Here is a 19,023-nt window from a genome sequence, read left to right on the forward strand (position 1 = left end):
GGGGCGGACCCGGCCGGGTCCGCCCCCACCGCCGCACCCGCTTCGCGCCCCGGCGCCGTGGCCGGGGCCGAGTCGGCTCGGTCCACGGTCGGGCGGCAGATTGGTACTCCTGACTGGAACCGGCATGGTCGCCAGCCGCCGACGTGGCACGACAGTAGGTGGAGACTTCGGCCGCGCCAAACGGCCACCCCCATCAGGTCCGTCCGGCCCTTTCATCCGAGCCGAGGCCGCAGAGTGGGCTGGTGCGGGGGAGAAGCGTAAATGTGGATCTGCAGGTCGAGCCACCCGGCGGTGTTCTCACCGAACCCGACGACCACGGGCTCGGACGCTTCCCAGGTGGGCTGACCACCAAGAGCCACCCGGCGGTCGAGCAGGCCCAGAAGCCGACGTCACTCGTGATCACGGCCGGGCACGAGCAGGAACCGTTCACCCCGTCCGCCCGTCATCTCCAAGGGGTTGCCGCAGACTCGACGCCCCTACAGCTCTTCACCACCGAGGCCCGAGGAGATCCATGGTCGACACCGTCAGCTCACTGGCCACCCGTCTTCACGAAGTGCTGGTGGAGTTCCTGACCAAGGGACCCGCCGTGGCGGGGACCAGGGGCCTCCACGATCTCGTCGCGCGTGCCGCGGCGCTCGGCCCCGACGGTGCGTGGATCGCCGCTTCGGGTCACGCGAGCCTCGGTGGGCTGGCGTGCGCGCAGGGGCAGGCGGAACCGGCCATCCTCCACCTTGAGGCCGCGGTGTCAGGGGGCTTCAACGACTGCGTGGCGCTCCACATGGCTCTCATGATCCCGCTGCACCAAGACCCCCGCTTCCGGGCGCTGTACGAGCGGATGCGCATCACCCAGGCCGACCTCGACGAGTTCTTCTGGCTGCACCGGGAGATGCAGATCATGGTGAGGGAGGCCCAAGACGCGAGCGTCGACAACATCGGCCGCCTCGACACCGGGGTGTCGCTGCTCCCGCAGGCCCCCATGCCGACCCGCGAACCGAACACCCTCGGCGTCCTGATCACCCGCATCGATCTCGCCGCGGCCCAGACCGCGCTCCAACAGGGCGCCGTGAAGGCGGAGTTCCAGCGCAGCTCCGGCAACACCAGCCTCAGTCTCATCGACGACTCGTGGGACTACCCCCGTGCCATGCGTGACGCCTGGCACGCCGACGAGCTGGAAACCCGGCGCCGACAGGCCGCCGAGGCCCGGGCCTTCGTCGAACGCCCCGGCGCCGGCACCATGCTCATTCCCTGCCCGCCGCTGGGCTCGATCACCTACCCGGCCTGAGGAGGGCCGCGCCGGCGAGGTGGCCGGTGCGGCTTCCTCGCCCGCTTCCCTCCGCCATTTCGCGCGCCTGCCCCCTGCTCGCGCGCGCCTCCCGCGGCCCACCCCTGCAATCACGACCGCGGACACACTGCACTCGCCGTGGGAATTCGAGTCTGGTTTCGCCGAGATCGGTGAGGACCAGCGGCGGAGACCGCGACGCCCCACCGGCCGGCGGTGGCATGGTGGCAGATACTCAGGCTCCGGTCAGCCAGCCTTCTTCGAGACCGCCGAGAACGAACCCGTTCTCGAAGCGCACCCTGTATCTGATCTGAGCGCCGACTCCGGCGTCCACCGCTCCCAGCCCGATGACCCGCTGACGGAGGTCCTCGACCAAGCCGGCCGCGAAGCCGTCGAGCCGGACGCCGCGGACTTGCTGCTCGAAGCTCGCGAGCATGCTCTGGGACGCGCCGCCGGCTTCCGTCGCCGAGCCCGTGACGATGCCCGCCAAGCCCCCGGCCAGGAACAGCGGACCGGGGAAGCCTGTCCCGGCCGCCGTGCCGTCTGCGGTGACCTGCACGTCCCTGGTCAGCTTCACCTTCGCGCCGATCTCGTACGGCATGCGTGGTACCCCCTCGTCCGATCTTGGTCGTGACCGGGGTAAGCGTAGTCGGGGTGCCATGGAAGGAAAGGGTGTCCGGCAAGATCAGGAGCCCGGCGACCTGCCAGGCACGGCGCCGGGCGTCGGTCCTCCCCAACTCTCCTGACAGGCATGATGATTTCGGATGGAGAACGGGGTTCTGGGCAGAATGACAGCCTGTTCGACGGGCTGAGGGATTCAGCCAGCGCTTCGGCCTGGTCCACGTCGACTTCGCGACGCAGCGCCGCACCCCGAAGACCTCGTACGCCTGGTACCGCGACCTGATCGCTGCCCATCGGAAGCGGTTCGCGAAGTGGGCGGGGGCTAGGGGGATTCTCAACGCATGTGCCACATCGTCTATTTGGGTCACATCGAGGTCTCCGAGTCGAAGCCTCGCTACGAAGACCGCCTGTTCGACGGGCCCGAGTGCTACCACCAACACGGTTGCGTGTCGGAGATATGAAGCGAACGGCCTGCCTATCAGGTGTACCTGGGCGGTGTGACCGACGGGCGCCTCGGGCCAACTACAGACGGGGGAACCGAGCGGGCGGCGGAAGGCCGCCGCCCGCTCGGTACTCATGCGCGGATGTCGCGGATGTGGACGGCCAGCCGTCGTCCGTTCTCGCCGCAAGTGACGGTGATTCCGGTGGAGCGGCCGGCGAGGGCCTTGCCCAGGGCGGTGAAGGGGCTGAGTTGGGTGGTTCCTTCGTCGAAGGGCTCACCCGACGTGATTTCGAACTCCTGCTCCTCGTCCTCGTCGTCGAAAGAACGGGTCACCGCGCGGCCGGGACTGACGACGTCGGCCGGAGAGGTACGGTCGCCGGTGAGGTAGGCCTTGAGGACGGCAGCACGAGCTTCCAGGTCGGCGTGACGGTCCCGCTCACGCCGGACCTGATCTGCTCGGGTGCGCGGCCTGCGCGCCGGCATCACCGACCTCCTCGACCGGCACCCTGGCAGCAGCCCGATCCACCTTGACGTCCCGCCCAGGTTCCCGGACGGTTGGCGCGCTCACCAGGCGGTCATGACGCACCTGGAGCGCCCCGAACACCGGAGCAGGCTGCATTGAGGAGCCTTTCGAGGGCCGGATCACGCGGCCGGGGCGAAGGACCTCGACCACGTGGTCGGTCCGCGGAGACGCAGGAAGGGCATTCGGCACGTCAGTGCGTCCGCGTACTGTGGTGCCCGACGGAGAGGGAGGGCAGCAGTTGCGCAGGGTGCCGCCGGAGATGTTCCGGTTCACGACGGGGGACAAGGCCGAACTCTACGGTGCGATCCTCCAGGCCTTCGGCGCGGCCAACGAACGGTTGGAGACCGCGCTCGGGCTGGACGAAGTCCGCACCCGTCTGCGGACGGTCGGCTGGCTGGACGCGGTGCACGACGACGATCTCCAGGAGGCACTGCGAAAGCTCAGGGAGTGGCAGCTGCTGGACGTCGTCCAGAACCACGCGGAGAACTACCGCACCGCTGAGGAGTACGAGCGCCGCAACCTCCAGTACTCGCTGACCCGGCGCGGCGAGGCCGCGTTCGCAGGGGTCGAGCACGCCCTGTCCGTGCTCGCCTCGACGGGGGCACTCCAGACCGCGGTGCTGGAGGCGATCGCGGACCGGCTCGACGAGCTGTACGTCCTGCTGGGGGACTCCGCGTCCTCGGACCGCCGGGTGTTCACCACGCTGCAGGAGCTGGAGGGACACCTGGAAGCGCTGCTGGCCAACACCAAGGCGTTCAACGGCGAGTTGCAGCGCCTGCTGCGCGCCGAAGGTGCGGACCTGGCGACCTTCCGCGAGGTGAAGGCTGCGACGGTGGCCTACCTCCAGGAGTTCCTCGTCAACCTCGACCAGCGAGGTCAGACGGTGGCCACCGCGGTGGAGCGGGTCCAGCAGCGCGGGCTCAGCCTGCTGCACGAGCGGGCACTGCGGGGCGCCGAGCTGCCGCCGGTCGCCGGCGGCGATCCCGCGCCGGCCTGGCTGGAGCGGCGCCGGGCGCGCTGGGAGGGCCTTCGGGCCTGGTTCCGGCCGGCGGACGGGTCACGACCCCGGGTGGAACAGCTGCACGACGTCGCGCGTCGCGCGATCGTGACGCTCCTCCAGGTCCTCGACCGGATCACCGAGTCACGGCGCCGCTCGTCCAGCGCGGTGCAGGACTTCCGGGAACTGGCCCGCTGGTTCGCCGCGGCGCCAGGCGAGGACGACATGCATCGCCTGTGGTCGGCCGCCTTCGGGCTCGGGTCGGCCCGCCACGCTCATCTCGCCCACCCGGACCAGGAGTTGGTGCCGTCATCGGGGACGTGGGCGCAGGCCCCGCCGGTGGAGGTCTCGGCCTTGCTGCGCACCAGCGGCCGCACCGAGCGGTTCACGCGCACCGGCAAGGTGCGCGACATCGGAGGGATCAAGGCGGCCCGGGCCGAGCGGGCCCGGAAGGAGCGAGCCGAACTCGAAGCGGCCTGGGACGTCCTGGGCACCGACGGCCCGGTACGGCTCTCCGGCTTCGGCACGCTGGACCACGCCGTCTTCGAGCGACTGCTCGACCTCCTCGGCCGGGCGCTGGTCGTCCGGCCGGACGGCAGCGGTGCGCGTCGGGCGGTTACCTCGGACGGCCGCGTCGAGGTCGTCCTCCGGCCGTTGCCCGGTGGCGGACGAGCCGTCCTGCGGACGCCTCGGGGGAGGCTGGAGGGGCCTGACTACCTGGTGGAGATCCGCAGCCCGGGCAGCGCGCGGCAGCCCGCCGGACGGGAGAAGGGATGAGCACCCTCGCGAACCAACTGGTCCTCGCCGAGCGGCAGGACGTCGCCCGGGGCATCAGACTGCTGCTCGGTCGGCCGCTGATCACCGAGCGCGGCGACCCGCCGGCCTTCGAGCTGATCCGCCGCCGCCAAGACCCGTTGACGAAGTGGTTCGACTACCACTGCGGCTGGCAGCTGGTGGTGGAGCCGCGCCTGGGGTACGCGCGGTTGTTCAAGATCCGGGCCGTCCCGGACGGCTCGCGCCCCGCCCGACGGCTGCGGTCCGGCAGGGCGCCGTTCGACCGCCGCCGCTACATCCTGCTGTGCGTCGTCGCCGCCGAGCTGCTCCCGGTCCCGGTGACGACGGTCGGCCTGCTCGCCGATCGTGTCGTCCAAGCCTGTGCCACCGACGAGGCGCTGCTGCCCTTCGACACGGCGAGCAGGCCCGAGCGGATGGCTTTCGTGGACGTCCTCAAGCTGCTGGAGTCCTACGGTGCGCTCCTCATCGTGGACGGTGTCACCGAGAGCTTCGCCGACTCGGCGCAGGCCAAGGTGCTCTACCGCGTGGACGCCACCGTGCTGATGCGGCTGCTCGCCGCGCCCGTCGGGCCGTCCCGGCTGGCCGTACCGGCGGAGGAGGTACCGCTGCGGTACGAGGAACTCCTGCGCGGCACCGTGCGCGAGAGCCGGTACGGCGGTGCCGACGCCTCCGACGCACAACGCAACCTCCGCCTGCGGCACTCGCTGTTGCGCCGGCTCCTCGACGATCCCGTCCTCCACCACGACGAGCTCTCCGCCGACGAACTGGCCTACCTCACCTCGCCGACCGGCCGCCAGATCGTCCGGCGCGCCGCCGAGCAGGCCGGTTTCGTCCTGGAGGAACGGGCCGACGGACTGCTGCTCGTCGACGCGGACGGGATCGCCACCGACGGTCGCTTCCCGGACGATTCCGCGACGGCCCGGGTGGCCGCCCTGCTCCTGCTGGAACCGCTGACGGCCGCCCCGGGCGGGCTGACACCGGAACAGCTCACGGCCGAGGCGAACGAACTCCTGCGGCGCTTCCCGCAGTGGGCGAAGAGCTACCAGTCGGAGGACGGAGCCCAGCGTCTGACGGCCGACGCGGTTCGCGTCCTGACCGACTTCGGCCTGGCCCGGCGGATCGGTGACCGTACCGTCCCCCGCCCCGCGGCGTTCCGGTACCGGACCACCGTTGCCGACTGACCCGCAACCTGACCAGGGAACAACTCAGATGACCGTGACGGAACTTCCGCAGTCCCGCGCCTCCCGGGCGACGGCGGCAGGGGCGCGCTGGCAGCCCGCCAGGGCGGGCATCCTCAATGTCTGGCGCTACTACGACGAGACCTTCACCTTCCACGAGGGCCGACTGCTCCTGCGGGGGCAGAACGGCACCGGCAAGTCCAAGGCGCTGGAGGTGCTGCTGCCGTTCCTGCTCGACGCCAGCCTGCGCCCCAACCGGTTGTCGACCTTCGGCGGCTCCGAGCGCACCATGCACTGGAACCTGATGGGCGAGGGCACCTCGGGCAAGACCCGCGTCGGGTACGTGTGGCTGGAGTTCGTCCGCGACGACGGCGATCCCGTCCGCTTCACCTGCGGCGCCAGACTCCAGGCCAGCGTGCACACCACCAACGTCACCGCCGACTACTTCACCACCGGCGCACGGATCGACCGCCCCGGGGGCCTCGCCCTGGTCAACGACGTGGGCCAGCCGCTCACCCGCACAGCCCTCGCCGAAGCCCTGCAAGGCCGGGGCGAGCTGCACGGATCACCGACCGACTACCGCACCACGGTCCGCAGCACGCTCTTCCCCGGGCTGAACGAGCAACGCTACGACGCCCTGATCACCGCCCTGCTCCAGCTCCGCACCCCCAAGCTGTCCGAGCGCCTGGATCCGTCGCTGCTGTCCTCCCTGCTCTCCCGGGCCCTGCCACCGCTCGGCCAGGGCGAGATCACCGAACTGGCCGAGGGCTTCGAACGCCTCGACCGCCAGCGCGAGCACCTGAAGACCCTGGACGACGAAGTGGCCGCGGCCACCGCCGTCGCGAACCAGCAACGCGGCTATGCCCAGCGCGTCCTGCGCGCCGGGGCAGCGGCGCTCATCTCGGCGACGACCGAGATGGACAACCTCACCCGCATCGCCCGGGAGAGCGAGGAGGAGCACGCCGAAGCCCTGCGCCGACGCGACGAGAGCAGGGAGGCGAAGGAGGAGCTCGAACACCGGCGACAGGAGATCGACGGCGCCATCGAGGGGCTGCTCGACTCCGAGGTCTACCGGCAGGGTCTGGAACTCGACCAGCTCCGCCGCAGGGCCGACCAGGCCGCCGGGACGGCCGACCGTCTCCGCGCCGCCGCCGACCGGAAGGCCCACACGGCCGACGAGGACGCCGAGCGCGCCGACGACGCGCGGCTGCGCTCCGAGCAGTGGACCGAGCACACCCGCGCCGCCCGGGAGGACACCCGGGGCGCGGCGCGGCGAGCAGCCATGGAGTCCCTCTGCACCGAGGTGCAGACGGTACTCGACACCCCACCCGGCACGTCCGGGGACACGAGGGAGCAAGGGCGCACGGCACGCCGCCTGCTGCGTGGCGCGGTCGCCTCGCGGCACGGCCAGATCACCCGGGTCCGCGCCGCCGTCGAACACCACGAGCGGTCCGTCGCGGACCGGACGACAGCGGAGCACCACCTCGACACGGCGCGCGAGCGCCTGGCCGAGGCGACCGCGCGGCGCGACGGGAACGCCCGCGCCTACGAGTCCGCCGTCGACGCGCACGCCGACCTGCTGCGCCGGTGGGCGACGGCGGACTGCACCGAGTTGCACGTCGACGACGCCGAGGAGCTCGCCTCCCGCGCCGCCGTCGAGACCGACGTCCTCGTGCTGGTCGAGGCCGCCGCCCGCGCGGCGGAGAGCGCCATCACCGCCGAGGAGACCACCGCTCGGGCCGACCGGGACGTCGCCCGCGCCCGGCGCGACCGCTTCGCCGAGGAGCTGGAACGCACTGCGGCCGCGGCCGATCTGCCGCCGGTGCCGCCTCGCACCCGCACCGCCGACCGGTCGGCACTGCCGGGCGCACCGCTGTGGCGCCTGCTGGCGTTCCGGCCGGAAGTGCCGCCCGCCGACCAAGCAGGCATCGAGGCGGCCCTGGAAGCGGCCGGCCTGCTGGACGCCTGGATGACCCCCGACGGCGGCATCGCCGTCGCGGGCCACGACACCCTGGTGGACCCGGCGTCGGCCGTGCCGGCGCCGGGCCTCTCGCTGCTCGACGTCCTGGCTCCCGAACCCGACGGCCCGGTGCCGGCCGGTCAGGTACGGCGGCTGCTCGCCGGCATCGCCTACGGCCCCACGCTCCCCGCACTCCCGGCGGGTCACCCGGCCGCAGTGGCGGCCGACGGAAGCTGGCGGCTGGCGACGGCGGTCGGCTCCTGGACCAAGGAGGAATCCAGCCACATCGGAGCCGCGGCCCGGGAACGCGCCAGGCAGCGGCGCGTCGCCGACCTCACCGCCGAACTGGCCGAGGCCGAGACCACCGTCCACGGTTTCGAGGCGCAGCTGCGCACCCTCGCCGACCGCCGGACGCGCCTCGGTGCCGACCTGCGCTCCCGGCCACACCACCGGGAGGTGGACCAGGCCAAGCGCGCCTGGGAGCGGTCCGAGTCCGAGGTGGGCGCTCGCGAGGACGCCGTTCGCGAGGCCGTCGAACAACTCGCGCGGCAGGAGGACGCGGTCGCGGCCGCGCTGCGTGCACTCGCCGTCGCGTCGGCCGAGCACGCCCTGCCGACCGAGCGTGCCGCCCTGGACGCGACCGCCACGGCAGTCGACGCGCTGCGCGAACTGGCCGACGTCTGGCTCGACTCCCACTTCGCCTGGTGGGCCGCCCGGCATGCCTGGGACACCGCCCGCAGCCATGCCGAGGCGTCCCGGGGCGCAGCGGCCGAGAGCCTGACCGAAGCCGAGGCCGCCGAGGCCGCCGCCCGGGCGCTCCGAGCCACACTCCAGGCCGCCGAGAGCACCGTTGGCGAGGACTACCGTCAAGTGGCCACCCGGATCAGCGACCTCCGCACGTCGCTCGACCGGACCCGCCATGAGATCGAAGCCGGCACCCGGGCACTCATCGCTCTCGAAGGCCGGATCGGCTCGCTGAGCGCCACCATGGCCCAGGACGCGGCCCGACGCGACGACGCCGTGGCGGCCCGCAACGAGGCCGCCCACGGCTTCCGCCGCCTCTGCGTCCTCGGATTCCCCGACGACGCGGGCCTCGGTCTCACCCTCACCGCCCTGGACGGCACGCGTGCCACCCTCGAAGCGGCGCGCGAGACCGCCGCCACGTGGCCCAACCTGCCGCACGGCGCCAGGAACCTCGGCGACTCCCTCAACCGCCTCTCCGAGGCCGTCCACCGTGCCCGCCAGAGTCTCAGCAGTCGTGCCGACCTCGAACTCGAAGCCGAAGAGGACATCCACGTCCTCACCGCCACCATCGACGGCATCCGGGTCGGAGCGACCGGCCTCCTCTCCCTCCTCACCGGCGACCGGGACCGCAGCCAGGACGACATCACCGCCGCCGAACGCGGTCTCTTCGACCGGACCCTCACCGGCGACACCCGTCGCCACCTCGCCTCCCGCATCCGTCAGGCCGGGGAACTCGTCGAGCGGATGAACGGCCACCTCGAACGGGTCCGCACCGCCTCACGGGTGGCCGTCCGTCTGGTGTGGCAGATCCACCCCGACCTGCCCGCCGGCACCCGGGCGGCCCGCGAACTGTTGCTCAAGGACCCGGCCCGGATCACCGAAGCCGACCGCGAGGCCCTGCACGCCTTCTTCCGGGGCCGCATCGAGGAGGCCAAGTCCCGTAACACGGCGTCCACATGGGAGGAGCAGCTTGCCGACGTCCTCGACTACACGGCCTGGCACCAGTTCGTCGTCAAGCTGGACCGCGCCAACGGCTCCGGGTGGCAACTGCTCACCAAGAAGCTCCACGGCGCGCTCTCGGGCGGCGAGAAGGCCATCGCCCTCCACCTGCCGCTCTTCGCTGCCGTGGCGGCCCACTACGAGGCGGTGCCGGAGTCACCGCGACTGATCCTGCTCGACGAGGTCTTCGTCGGCGTCGACACCGTCAACCGCGGGCAGGTCTTCGGCCTCCTCGCGGCGCTCGACCTCGACCTGGTGCTCACCTCCGACCACGAGTGGTGCACCTACCAGGAGCTCTCCGGTATCGCCGTCCACCAGCTGATCACCGGCGGTGACGGCGACGATGCCGTCACCAGCGCCCGCTTCACCTGGACGGGCACCGACCTGCTACCCGACGAGGCCGACGCGGAGGAACCGGCATGACGGACCGCCACCCTCTTGACCTCCCTGAACTTCGACCTCTCTGGTCGGCCGTCCACAACCGTCTCTCGACCGGCCGCCCCGTCAGCCGGGTGCGATCCGGACCGCTCGACGACGCAGGCCGGGAGGCATTGGCCGACCTGCTCGGACTCGACCGGCTTCCCGGTACCGAACCGACGATTTCCCTCGCCGGACTCGATGGTGCCGTGCTGGACGCCTGCGGCCTGCCCGTACGGGACATGGTGACCGCGATCCTCGGCCCGATCCACGACCGGGCCGCCGAGCGCGAACGCAAGGCCGGCCAACGCGAGGCCCTGTGGGAGTGGTTGGCCGGCCACGACGTGGTCACTGCCCAGCCCGCTCTCCTGGAATGGGTCGGCCACCTGCGGACCAACGGCCTCATCGACGGCTCACCCGACCGGACCCGGGCCCTGCTGACCGCCGCGCTGACCGTCCTCGCCGCACTCCCTGCCGACGGCGAGCCACTACCGGTCCTCGCCGCCCGCCTCCTCGACGGCGACTCGCACGCCCTCGACGACGGGAGCCGGCTGTCCGGCCTCGTCCTGCGCGCCCTGGCGGTGCTGTACGGCACCGACCTGCCGGACAGCGCCGAGACCCGGCGAGTGCTCTGGAGCCGGGCCGGCGTGGCCGACGATCAGCTCTCCGCCACCGTGCTCGCCGTCGGTCTGCGCTTCGACGGCGACGGCCCGGTCGCGCGGGTCTCCCGCATCTGCGCCGACGCCGGTCATCCCGTCAGCCTCACCCTCGCCCAACTCCGCACGCCCGGCGACTGCACTGGCCCTGCGGGGCCGGTGCACATCACCGAGAACCCCAGCGTGCTCGCCCTGTCCCTGCGCCGCTTCGGTCACCACTGTCCGCCACTGGTCTGCACCTCCGGCTGGCCCAACACCGCCGTGATCCACCTGCTGCGTCGACTCGCCGACGACGGCGCCTCCCTGCGCTACCACGGAGACTTCGACGGCGAGGGCATCCGCATCGCGGCCCACGTCCTCGCCAAGACCGGAGCCGTCCCCTGGCGGATGGCAGCCGCCGACTATCGCGCCGTCGCGCCCCGGGTTCCCTCGGGCCCCGACCCGGGTCGCCTCACGCCCGCCCCATGGGACCGGGCGCTCGTCGACTCCATGGCCGAACTGCGCACCACAGTGGTGGAGGAGGTGGTCGCCGACCTCCTCCTCGACGACTTGGCAGACCACCGACACGAATAAAATGACAGCCTGTTCGACGGACCGAAGGGTTCAAGCAAAGATTCGGTCTCGTCCACGTCGACTTCGCGACGCAGCGCCGTACCCCGAGGGCCTCGTACGCCTGGTACCGCGACCTGATCGCTACCCACCGGGCCTATCGCCCAAGGTAGTTGGCCTCCAGTCGCTGCGGAATGTATGGCCGCTTGACAACAGTCGAGAAGGCCATCCGGACGGCGCGGCCTGCAGCAGCTGCGCCCCGGACATGCGGGAACGCTCCGCTTCGGAAGCCAGGCGATGGTCCCCGATCCCGCCTGCCCTTGACCAGCTACGCGAGCAGTTCGACACCGCTCCCGGGTAGGTGCCCGTCCTGCTGGAGCGGCCGGCCCAGGGACCGGACCCACGCGATCCGTGCGGCTGGAGCCCCGCCGTGCAGCTGTCGGGCGTCTCGTCGTAGCACGTGGCCAGGCCCCGCTGCGTGAGGACCCCGCGGGAGACCGGTTGCCCGCCCGCGCAGGCGCGCCTCCCGCGGTCCGGCCCAGTCAGACAGCGGAAAGGTGCAGCTTGAACGGCGAGCCGTTGGAGCTGGGCGTCCAGCCGTTCGACCGCGCGGCCCGAATGCCTGCGGCGACTTCGCGCGGCAGGACGACCTCAGCTGGCACCATTTTCGGTTCGAGAACGGCCGGCCGACCGGTCTCCACGACGAGCGTCGTTCCGGGACAGGTCGCGTCCTCCACCATGTAACCCAAGGTGCTGACGTCGTAGTCGCAGCACCAGTGTTTCCTGCTCACTCGCCAGCGGTACTCGACGCCGTCGACGACAATGCGGCGGGAACCCTTCTTCGCCAGTGCCACTCTTTGCCCTTCACCTTCGACTGCTCGTATGCGTCTGTCGCCAGTCTCCCTGTACGGCACACGCGTGTCACCGGGTTCGGCCCAGAGCTTCGGCGTAGTCGCTTGGCGACCGCTTTGTGATCACGCAAGGCCGAGGAGTGTGAGGGGCCGGCGTGCGTCGCGCACGTTGCGGCGCAGGACGGCCGCAATGTTCCTGGCGCTGCTCAGCCGCAGGGCTCCAACAGCGAGGTTGCGCCAGGTCGCCATGGGGCGGGGAGCGTACCCGGTCCGCAGGTGGGTGGGGGTACGTCCCGGCCGAAGGCTTGGGGAGCGTCCTCGGCGGAGGTCGTGTCGCGGACGTGGTGCAGGGCCTCGATCTCCCATTGGTCCCGCGTCAGTTGCGCGAGCGCTGCTGTGACCGGGCTACGCCCTGGGAGAGGGAAGTCGGCCGGGCCGACTTCCCACTCCGCTCTCATGCGTGTGCGGTCGTTCCGGGCATGGCGGAGCGCTCGGTGCGGCTGGCGGCGATGCGGCCGCGGGGGCGAGTTGGGCGCTGTAGGCGGCGGTGGGGCCGTCTGCCGGGGCGTCGGGGGCCGGGAGGGTGGGGGCTTTCGGAGATCGCACGGGTGTGCCTCCTGTGGGGAGTGGGGGAGGAGCCCGGCCAGGGCGAGGCATCCCCGGCCGGGCCGGGGTGCGCCGTGGTCCGGGGGTGGGGCCTCCGGAGTCGTTCACGGCGCGGGCCGGTGGACCGTCAACTCGACTTGGTGACGGCGATGGTGTCGGACATCGGGGTGTCGCGGAGGACGTCGATCCGGACCCCGGTTGCGGGGTCGGTGAAGTGCTGTCCGGGCCGGTGGGCGGCCATGTCGAGCGGGGTGCAGCCGGTCGGTGGTACGGCGGTGGGGTTGCCGTTGACGACCTGGACCGGGCCCTGGCCGGTCTGGGCGCCGGTGTCGACCCGGTAGACGAGGACGCCGGTGGAGCACGCGGACTCGTCGCCGCCGACGGCGCGACGGGACTCGGCGACGTAGGCGGTGGTGTCGCCGGTGCGGATCACCGCGATCTTGGTGCCGCCGGGGCGTTCGATCGCGTGCAGGCGGACCGTGCGCCTGCCGGCGGTCGCCAGGCAGGCGACCTGGTGGTCGTCGATCCACCCGAACTTCCAGCGCTCCCAGCCCAGATGCTGCGGCGACGGGCCGGAGATGAGGCCCATCAGGTCCCAGCCGCCCACGTAGCGGTGGGTGTCGGCGCCCTGGAAGGCGTACAGGTCGGGCAGGCCGAAGGTGTGCGAGGTCTCGTGGTCGGCGACCTTCGGGCCCCAGCGGTACATGTCCTGCCCGAAGGTGACCGCCCACTTGATCCGGGTACCGCCTGCCACGATGCCGGTGGCGGTGGGGTCGTAGAGGTAGGTGGGCGAGAAACTGATGGCGGAGGCGGACTTCGTGGGGACGATGTAGAGCAGGTCGTACCGGGAGAAGTCCACGTCCGGCCCGGCGGCCTCGACGGCCTGGCGCACGTAGGCCTCGTGCTGCTCGAAGCTGATGCCGCGCTGGAAGCCGTAGGAGGCGGAGTCCTGCGGCATGTGGAGCCACCGGCCGAGCGGGGTGATGTCCAGGCGGGTCCGGCCGTACGAGTCCTGCCGCATCCAGTCCGCAGCGGGGGCGAGCCGGTCGTAGTAGTCATCCGGGTCGCCGGCGGCGGGGGCGTCGGGGAAGTCGACGAAGAGCATCAGCACGTGCTTGGTGCCGAGCGGTCGGAGGAACTGCGTGCGATCGGTGTCGTGGCCCTCGTCGGTCCACCCGGTGCGGCCGGGCAGGGCGCACGCTGCGGCGGAGGGGGAGGGGGACGCGGTGGCCGGGGTGGCGGCGACCAGGGGGAGGGTCAGCGCCAGGGCCAGGGCGCCGACGAGCGGGCGAGGTTTCACGTCTCTCCTTCGGATGTGTGGTCACGCCCGGCCGGAGGCCAGGTCCATGAGGCGGGCGAGGACGCGTCCGTTCGAGGCGGTCACGCCGTCGTGCTCCCACTCGTTGGTGACCCAGGCCCGCAGCCCGCCTATCGAGCGCGCGGTGCGCAGGGACAGGTCGGCGTCCACGTACATGTCGTCGTGGTAGACGGCGGCGGCCACCGGTACCCGGTTGGCGGCGAGTCGGGCCGGGTCGTACAGCGTGGCCCAGTCGGTCCGTGCGGCGAGCAGGTCGGCGGCCTCGGCGAACGGGCGCAGGCCGCTGATCTCCCGGAACATCCAGGGGTAGATCATCTCGCCGGTGAGCAGCAGCGGGTCGGCGTCCTCGGCGAAGGCTGGGTGGGCGGCCAGGGCACGCTGGGCGGCCCAGCCCGTGCAGGCGCCCGGGCGGCCGTAGATGGACTCCTGGAGGACGGCGAAGAGCGGGTTGTCGGTGAAGGCGGTCAGCTGCATGACCTGGTGGAGGAAGGCAGTGGTGGGCTCGCCGGCAGGGTCGAGGGACTCGTCGAGCAGCCAGTGCAGGCGGGAGGAGCCGTCGCCCATGCCGAGTATCAGGCCGAGGGTGCGCAGCCGCCGTACGGTGAGCCGGTCGCCGTCGGGGAGGTGGACCGCGCGGTGGTCGAGGCGGTCGGCGAGCCGTCGGAGCGTGTGCGGGTCGTCGGGGTGGCGGAGGTAGTGGGCGAGCACCTTGTCCCGCACCCGGGGGTAGGTGGCGGCGTACACGTCGTCGGCGGTGGCGTCGAGTCCGGGCAGGCCGCCGGTGATGTAGCAGGCGCGCAGGCCCTCGGGCGCGAAGGACAGGTAGCTGAGGGTGGCGAAGCCGCCGTAGCTCTGCCCGAGCGTCTCCCATGGTTCGTCGCCACAGAGTTGACGACGAATCAGTTCTGCGTCGGCGACGATCGAGGCGGCCCCGTGCAGCGCGAGGTGATCGGCCAGCTGCCGGGGCGAGCCGAACGCGGCCGCGGAGCGGGCGGTGACGGGGGTGGAACGGCCGGTGCCGCGCTGGTCGAGCAGCAGGACCCGGTGGGTCTTCAGGGCGCGGTCGAGCCAGCCTCCGGCGTTCAGCGGGCGGGGTGACTTGCCGCCCGGGCCGCCCTGGAGGTAGAGCAGCCACGGCAGTTGTTCGTCGCCGCGGGCCGGGTCGGCGACCTCCCGGGCGAAGACGTCGATGGTCGCGCCGCCGGGTTCGGCGTGGTCGAGCGGGACGGTGAAGAGGTGGTCGGTCACCGCGAGCCCGGGCAGGCGGCGGGTGGTCAGGATCACTGTGACAACTCCGGGCTGTATCGATTGGTCCCCTCGCTCCGCTCGGCGAAGTGGCAGGCGACTTGGTGGCCGGGCGCGATCGCCCGCAGGGTGGGGCGCTCGCCGGCGCAGAGGTCGGCCGCCCTGGGGCAGCGGGTGCGGAAGCGGCAGCCGCCGGGCGGGTTGAGGGGGCTGGGTGGGTCGCCGTGGAGCACGATCCTCTCGCGGTCGTGCTCGGCGTCCGGATCGGGCAGCGGCACGGCGGAGAGCAGGGCGCGGGTGTACGGGTGGGCGGGGGTGCCGAAGAGGGTGTCGCGGTCGGCGGTCTCGACGACGGCGCCGAGGTACATGACGGCGATCCGGGTGCTGATCTGCCGGACGGCGCCGAGGTCGTGGGCGATGAACAGGTAGGCGAGGCCGTGCTCGTCCTGGAGGTCCTTGAGCAGGTTGAGGATCTGGGCCTGCACCGAGACGTCGAGGGCGGAGACCGGCTCGTCGCACACCACCAGCTTCGGCCGCAGGGCCAACGCCCTGGCGATGCCGATGCGTTGGGCCTGTCCGCCGGAGAACTCGTGCGGGTGGCGGTCGGCGTGCTCGGGGCCGAGGCCGACCCGCTCCAGGAGTCGCTCCACCGGCTCGTCGGGCTCCAGCCCCTGGTAGGCGAAGGGCGAGGTGAGGATCCGGCGCACGGTCTGGCGGGGGTTGAGTGAGGAGAAGGGGTCCTGGAAGACCATCTGGAGCTCGCGGCGGACCGGGCGCAGGTCGTGTTCGTCCAGTTCGGCGAGGTCCTGACCGGCGAACCGGATGCTGCCGGAGGTCGGTTGTTCCAGCCGGGTGAGCAGGCGGGCCAGGGTGGACTTGCCGCAGCCGGATTCGCCGACCAGGCCGAGGGTCTCGCCGGCCGAAACGCGCAGGGAGACGCCGTCGACGGCGGTGACGTGTCCGGCGAGGCGCCGGGTGAGGCCGTGGCGGACCGGGAAGCGCTTGACCAGGCCCCGGGTTTCGAGGAGCGGGGTTTCGAGAAGCGAGGTCATGCCGTCTCCGAAAGGGTGGGCAGCCGGTGCGGCAGCGGCCCCTCGATGCGGGGGACGCAGGCGAGCAGGCCGCGGGTGTACGGCTGCTGCGGGCGGTGGAAGACGTCGCGGACGGCGCCGCGCTCGACCGCACGGCCGTCGCGCATCACGACGACCTGGTCGGCGAGTCCGGCGACCACGCCCATGTCGTGGGTGATCAGCATGATCGCGGTACCGGTCTCCCGCCGCAGCTCGCGCAGCAGGTCGAGGATCTGGGCCTGGACGGTGACGTCGAGCGCGGTGGTCGGCTCGTCCGCGATGAGCAGGTCCGGCTCCAGGCACAGTGCCATGGCGATCATCACCCGCTGCCGCATCCCGCCGGAGAACTCGTGCGGGTAGGAGCGGGCGCGTCGTTCGGCCTCGGGGATGCCGACCCGCTCCAGCATCCGGACGGCGACCCGGTGGGCCGCCTTCCGGCCGGCCCGGTGGTGCGCGCGGTAGGCCTCGGCGATCTGGAAGGCCACCGGGTAGTACGGGTTGAGGCAGGAGAGCGGGTCCTGGAAGACCATGGCGATCCGGTTGCCACGCAGGCGACGCAGGGCGCGCTGGTCGAGCTGGGTCAACTCACGTCCGTCGAAGCGGATTTCGCCGCCGGTGCGGGCATCGCGGGGCAGCAGTCCGAGGACGGCGAGGCTGGTGACGGACTTGCCGCTGCCGGACTCCCCGACCACGCCCAGGACCTGTCCGGCCGCGAGGTCGAGGTCGAGCCCGGCCACCGCCCGGACGCCTGACGAGAAGTCGACTACCAGATTCCGTACGGTCAACAGCGTCATGCGCCCACCTCGCTTCGCTCGGCAGGGGCATTCGCCCGTGCGCACCCTTCGATGACTCTCCCCCAGCCTTCGGCCGGGGGGACCCCCATGCTCCGCTCGCTCATGCGACGGCCCTCACCCTCGGGTCCAGTGCGGCGTAGGCGAGGTCCACCGCCAGGTTGGCGAGCACGACGAAGGAGGCGGCGAACAGCGTCACGCCGAGGATCACCGGCTGGTCCGCGCTCGCGATCGCGTCGGCGGCCAGCTTGCCGACACCGGGCAGGCCGAAGACCGATTCGGTGATCAGCGCGCCGCCCAGCAGCGCGCCGAGGTCCATGCCGAAGATGGTCACGATCGGCATCAGTGCGGGTCGCAGCGCGTGTCTGCGGACCACGGTGACCTCGGCCAGTCCCTTGGCGCGCGCCGTGCGGACGTAGTTCCGGCCCAGGCTCTCCAGCATCTCGCTGCGGGTGACCCGGGCGTACACCCCGGAGTAGAGCATGGCCAGGGTGATCCAGGGCATGACCATGGACTGCGCCCAGCCGATCGGGTCCTCGGTGAGGGGGACGGCGGTCGGGTAGGGCAGCACGTTCAGCCGGACCACCAGGAGGTACTGGAGCACCAGCGCGGTGAAGTAGATCGGCAGCGAGACCCCGCCGAGGGCGGCCGTCATGGCGGCGCGGTCCCACAGGCTGCCGCGCCGCAGCGCCGACACCACGCCCGCCGCCACGCCGACGGTCAGCCACAGCACGGCCGCGCCGACGGCGATGGAGATGCTGACGGGCAGCCTGCTGGTGAGCAGCTCCCAGACCGGCTGGTTCGTCTGGAAGCTGAAGCCCAGGCAGGGGAAGGGGCACTGGACGGCCGCCGCCCCGCTGCCGTAGGCGCGCCCGGAGAGGATGCCGCCGAGGTAGTCGCCGAACTGGGCGAACGGGGAGCGGTCCAGCCCGAGGGTGGCCCGGATCGTGGCGAGCCGTTCGGGGCTGCAGGCCTTGCCGCAGGCGCCCTGGGCCGGGTCGGCGGGCATCAGGTAGAAGATCGCGAAGGTGGCTGCGCAGATCACCAGCAGGACGGCCGCGGTGACGGCCAGTCTTCGTATCAGGTAGAGGATCATCGTGGTTTGCTCCGGGGGTCGAGCGCATCGCGCACGGCGTCGCCGAGCACGTTGAAGGCGAGCACCGTGACGAACAGGAGGACGCCGGGGACGAGGAAGTAGGCCGGGTCGGAGGCGTACCAGGGCACGGCGGAGGCGATCATCTGCCCCCAGGAGGGCGTGGGCGGTTGCACACCCACGCCGAGGAAGGACAGCCCGGCCTCGGTGGCGATGCAGGCCGGGATCGACATCGTCGCCACGACCAGCACCGGCCCGGTCAGGTTGGGGAGCACCTCGCGCAGCAGCAGCGTCCGTCGGGACGCGCCGAGCACCCGGGCCGCCGCGACGAACTCGCCGCGGGCGAGCACCATCGCCTGCCCGCGCACGATCCGCCCGACGTACGGCCAGCCGAAGAGGCCGAGGACCGTGATCAGCAGCAGCCGGCGGTCCGCCCCGGGGGCGGCCGAGATCAGGGCGATCATGAAGATCAGGCTGGGGAAGGACATCAGCAGGTCCATCGACCGGCCGATCAGGGTGTCGGCCCAGCCGCCGAGGAATCCGGCGAGCAGGCCGAGCGCGGTGCCGAGGAGCGTGGAGACGGCGGTGGCCAGCACGGCGATCAACAGTGAGACGCGCGCGCCGTACACGACCCGGGCGAGCACGTCCCGGCCGTTGACCGGCTCGACGCCCAGCCAGTGCTCGGCGCTGATGCCGCCGGCCGCACCGCGGGGCAGTCCGCCGAACGCCGGGTCGACGGCCTCGCCGTGGAAGGCGGTCGGTGAGCTGTCGGTCAGCCAGGTGATCAGCGGGGCGGCCAGCGCGACCAGGACCAGCAGAGCGACCGTGGCCAGCGCGAGCGCCGTCGCGCGCTGGGACAGCAGCCTGCGCAGGACGCTCATGCGCCCTC

At 72.1% G+C, this 19,023-nt stretch carries 14 protein-coding genes and 2 pseudogenes; 7 read left to right on the plus strand and 9 right to left on the minus strand.

What is annotated here, in order from left to right:
* The first annotated feature begins 511 nt into the window (after positions 1-511).
* The gene (locus ACFQ87_RS22265) at positions 512-1,282 is read left to right on the plus strand and encodes a hypothetical protein (RefSeq protein WP_380612535.1); all 771 of its coding nucleotides are present in this window, start codon (positions 512-514) and stop codon (positions 1,280-1,282) included.
* Positions 1,283-1,514: 232 nt separating this feature from the next.
* Here the strand turns inward: ACFQ87_RS22265 and ACFQ87_RS22270 are convergent, their stop codons facing one another.
* Entirely contained in the window at positions 1,515-1,880 is a 366-nt protein-coding gene (locus tag ACFQ87_RS22270) for a hypothetical protein (protein WP_380612536.1), read from the minus strand.
* A 206-nt stretch (positions 1,881-2,086) separates the two neighbouring features.
* Here ACFQ87_RS22270 and ACFQ87_RS22275 point away from each other — a divergent pair.
* A pseudogene (locus ACFQ87_RS22275) lies at positions 2,087-2,197 on the plus strand (family 1 glycosylhydrolase); the annotation flags it as partial.
* 277 nt (positions 2,198-2,474) lie between these two features.
* On the opposite strand, the gene ACFQ87_RS22280 reads toward ACFQ87_RS22275, so the two are convergent.
* Positions 2,475-2,825, minus strand: coding sequence for a GreA/GreB family elongation factor (locus tag ACFQ87_RS22280; protein WP_380612537.1), 351 nt, complete (start codon positions 2,823-2,825; stop codon positions 2,475-2,477).
* Between the two features lie 278 nt (positions 2,826-3,103).
* Here ACFQ87_RS22280 and ACFQ87_RS22285 point away from each other — a divergent pair, with 278 nt between their 5' ends.
* The 5 genes and pseudogenes from ACFQ87_RS22285 to ACFQ87_RS22305 form a co-directional block, all read left to right on the plus strand.
* Positions 3,104-4,639: a TIGR02677 family protein gene (locus ACFQ87_RS22285; protein WP_380612538.1), complete on the plus strand. Its 1,536-nt coding sequence runs from the start codon at positions 3,104-3,106 to the stop codon at positions 4,637-4,639.
* A complete protein-coding gene (locus ACFQ87_RS22290) occupies positions 4,636-5,838 on the plus strand; it encodes a TIGR02678 family protein (protein ID WP_380612539.1) in 1,203 nt (400 codons plus the stop codon). The genes ACFQ87_RS22285 and ACFQ87_RS22290 overlap by 4 nt, the downstream gene beginning before the upstream one ends.
* A gap of 28 nt (positions 5,839-5,866) precedes the next feature.
* Complete coding sequence (locus tag ACFQ87_RS22295; protein WP_380612540.1) at positions 5,867-9,961, plus strand: TIGR02680 family protein; 4,095 nt, start codon at positions 5,867-5,869, stop codon at positions 9,959-9,961.
* Positions 9,958-11,184: a TIGR02679 family protein gene (locus ACFQ87_RS22300; protein WP_380612541.1), complete on the plus strand. Its 1,227-nt coding sequence runs from the start codon at positions 9,958-9,960 to the stop codon at positions 11,182-11,184. The genes ACFQ87_RS22295 and ACFQ87_RS22300 overlap by 4 nt, the downstream gene beginning before the upstream one ends.
* A 23-nt stretch (positions 11,185-11,207) precedes the next feature.
* Positions 11,208-11,333, plus strand: a pseudogene (locus ACFQ87_RS22305) (family 1 glycosylhydrolase); the annotation flags it as partial.
* A gap of 369 nt (positions 11,334-11,702) precedes the next feature.
* Here the strand turns inward: ACFQ87_RS22305 and ACFQ87_RS22310 are convergent.
* From ACFQ87_RS22310 to ACFQ87_RS22340, 7 genes are all read right to left on the minus strand, one after another.
* Positions 11,703-12,014 (minus strand): hypothetical protein, encoded by a 312-nt coding sequence (locus ACFQ87_RS22310; RefSeq protein ID WP_380612542.1) that lies wholly within the window; start codon positions 12,012-12,014, stop codon positions 11,703-11,705.
* A 730-nt stretch (positions 12,015-12,744) separates the two neighbouring features.
* Positions 12,745-13,917 carry a M6 family metalloprotease domain-containing protein gene (locus ACFQ87_RS22315; RefSeq protein WP_380612543.1) on the minus strand — a complete coding sequence of 391 codons (1,173 nt, stop codon included), beginning with the start codon at positions 13,915-13,917 and terminating at the stop codon, positions 12,745-12,747.
* A gap of 21 nt (positions 13,918-13,938) precedes the next feature.
* Entirely contained in the window at positions 13,939-15,216 is a 1,278-nt protein-coding gene (locus ACFQ87_RS22320; RefSeq protein ID WP_380612563.1) for an alpha/beta fold hydrolase, read from the minus strand.
* Positions 15,216-16,232, minus strand: a complete 1,017-nt coding sequence (locus tag ACFQ87_RS22325) for an ABC transporter ATP-binding protein (RefSeq protein WP_380612544.1) — start codon at positions 16,230-16,232, stop codon at positions 15,216-15,218. Before ACFQ87_RS22325 ends, ACFQ87_RS22320 begins: the two co-directional genes overlap by 1 nt.
* A complete protein-coding gene (locus tag ACFQ87_RS22330; protein ID WP_380612545.1) occupies positions 16,229-17,044 on the minus strand; it encodes an ABC transporter ATP-binding protein in 816 nt (271 codons plus the stop codon). The genes ACFQ87_RS22325 and ACFQ87_RS22330 overlap by 4 nt, the downstream gene beginning before the upstream one ends.
* 100 nt (positions 17,045-17,144) lie before the next feature.
* On the minus strand, positions 17,145-18,137 hold the full coding sequence (locus ACFQ87_RS22335) for an ABC transporter permease (RefSeq protein ID WP_380612546.1): 993 nt from the start codon (positions 18,135-18,137) through the stop codon (positions 17,145-17,147).
* Entirely contained in the window at positions 18,134-19,015 is an 882-nt protein-coding gene (locus ACFQ87_RS22340; protein WP_380612547.1) for an ABC transporter permease, read from the minus strand. The genes ACFQ87_RS22335 and ACFQ87_RS22340 overlap by 4 nt, the downstream gene beginning before the upstream one ends.
* Between the last annotated feature and the right edge of the window lie 8 nt (positions 19,016-19,023).

Origin of the sequence: Kitasatospora sp. NPDC056531 (assembly GCF_042794375.1) — a bacterium.
Taxonomy (GTDB): domain Bacteria; phylum Actinomycetota; class Actinomycetes; order Streptomycetales; family Streptomycetaceae; genus Kitasatospora.

Bases quoted from the DNA above. Each gene is read 5' to 3' on its own strand.
- ACFQ87_RS22295 (WP_380612540.1), top strand. From the start codon at position 5,867: ATGACCGTGACGGAACTTCCGCAGTCCCGCGCCTCCCGGGCGACGGCG.
- ACFQ87_RS22330 (WP_380612545.1), bottom strand. From the start codon at position 17,044: ATGACGCTGTTGACCGTACGGAATCTGGTAGTCGACTTCTCGTCAGGC.
- ACFQ87_RS22340 (WP_380612547.1), bottom strand. From the start codon at position 19,015: ATGAGCGTCCTGCGCAGGCTGCTGTCCCAGCGCGCGACGGCGCTCGCG.
- ACFQ87_RS22280 (WP_380612537.1), bottom strand. From the start codon at position 2,825: ATGCCGGCGCGCAGGCCGCGCACCCGAGCAGATCAGGTCCGGCGTGAG.
- ACFQ87_RS22300 (WP_380612541.1), top strand. From the start codon at position 9,958: ATGACGGACCGCCACCCTCTTGACCTCCCTGAACTTCGACCTCTCTGG.
- ACFQ87_RS22265 (WP_380612535.1), top strand. From the start codon at position 512: ATGGTCGACACCGTCAGCTCACTGGCCACCCGTCTTCACGAAGTGCTG.
- ACFQ87_RS22290 (WP_380612539.1), top strand. From the start codon at position 4,636: ATGAGCACCCTCGCGAACCAACTGGTCCTCGCCGAGCGGCAGGACGTC.
- ACFQ87_RS22335 (WP_380612546.1), bottom strand. From the start codon at position 18,137: ATGATCCTCTACCTGATACGAAGACTGGCCGTCACCGCGGCCGTCCTG.
- ACFQ87_RS22270 (WP_380612536.1), bottom strand. From the start codon at position 1,880: ATGCCGTACGAGATCGGCGCGAAGGTGAAGCTGACCAGGGACGTGCAG.
- ACFQ87_RS22325 (WP_380612544.1), bottom strand. From the start codon at position 16,232: ATGACCTCGCTTCTCGAAACCCCGCTCCTCGAAACCCGGGGCCTGGTC.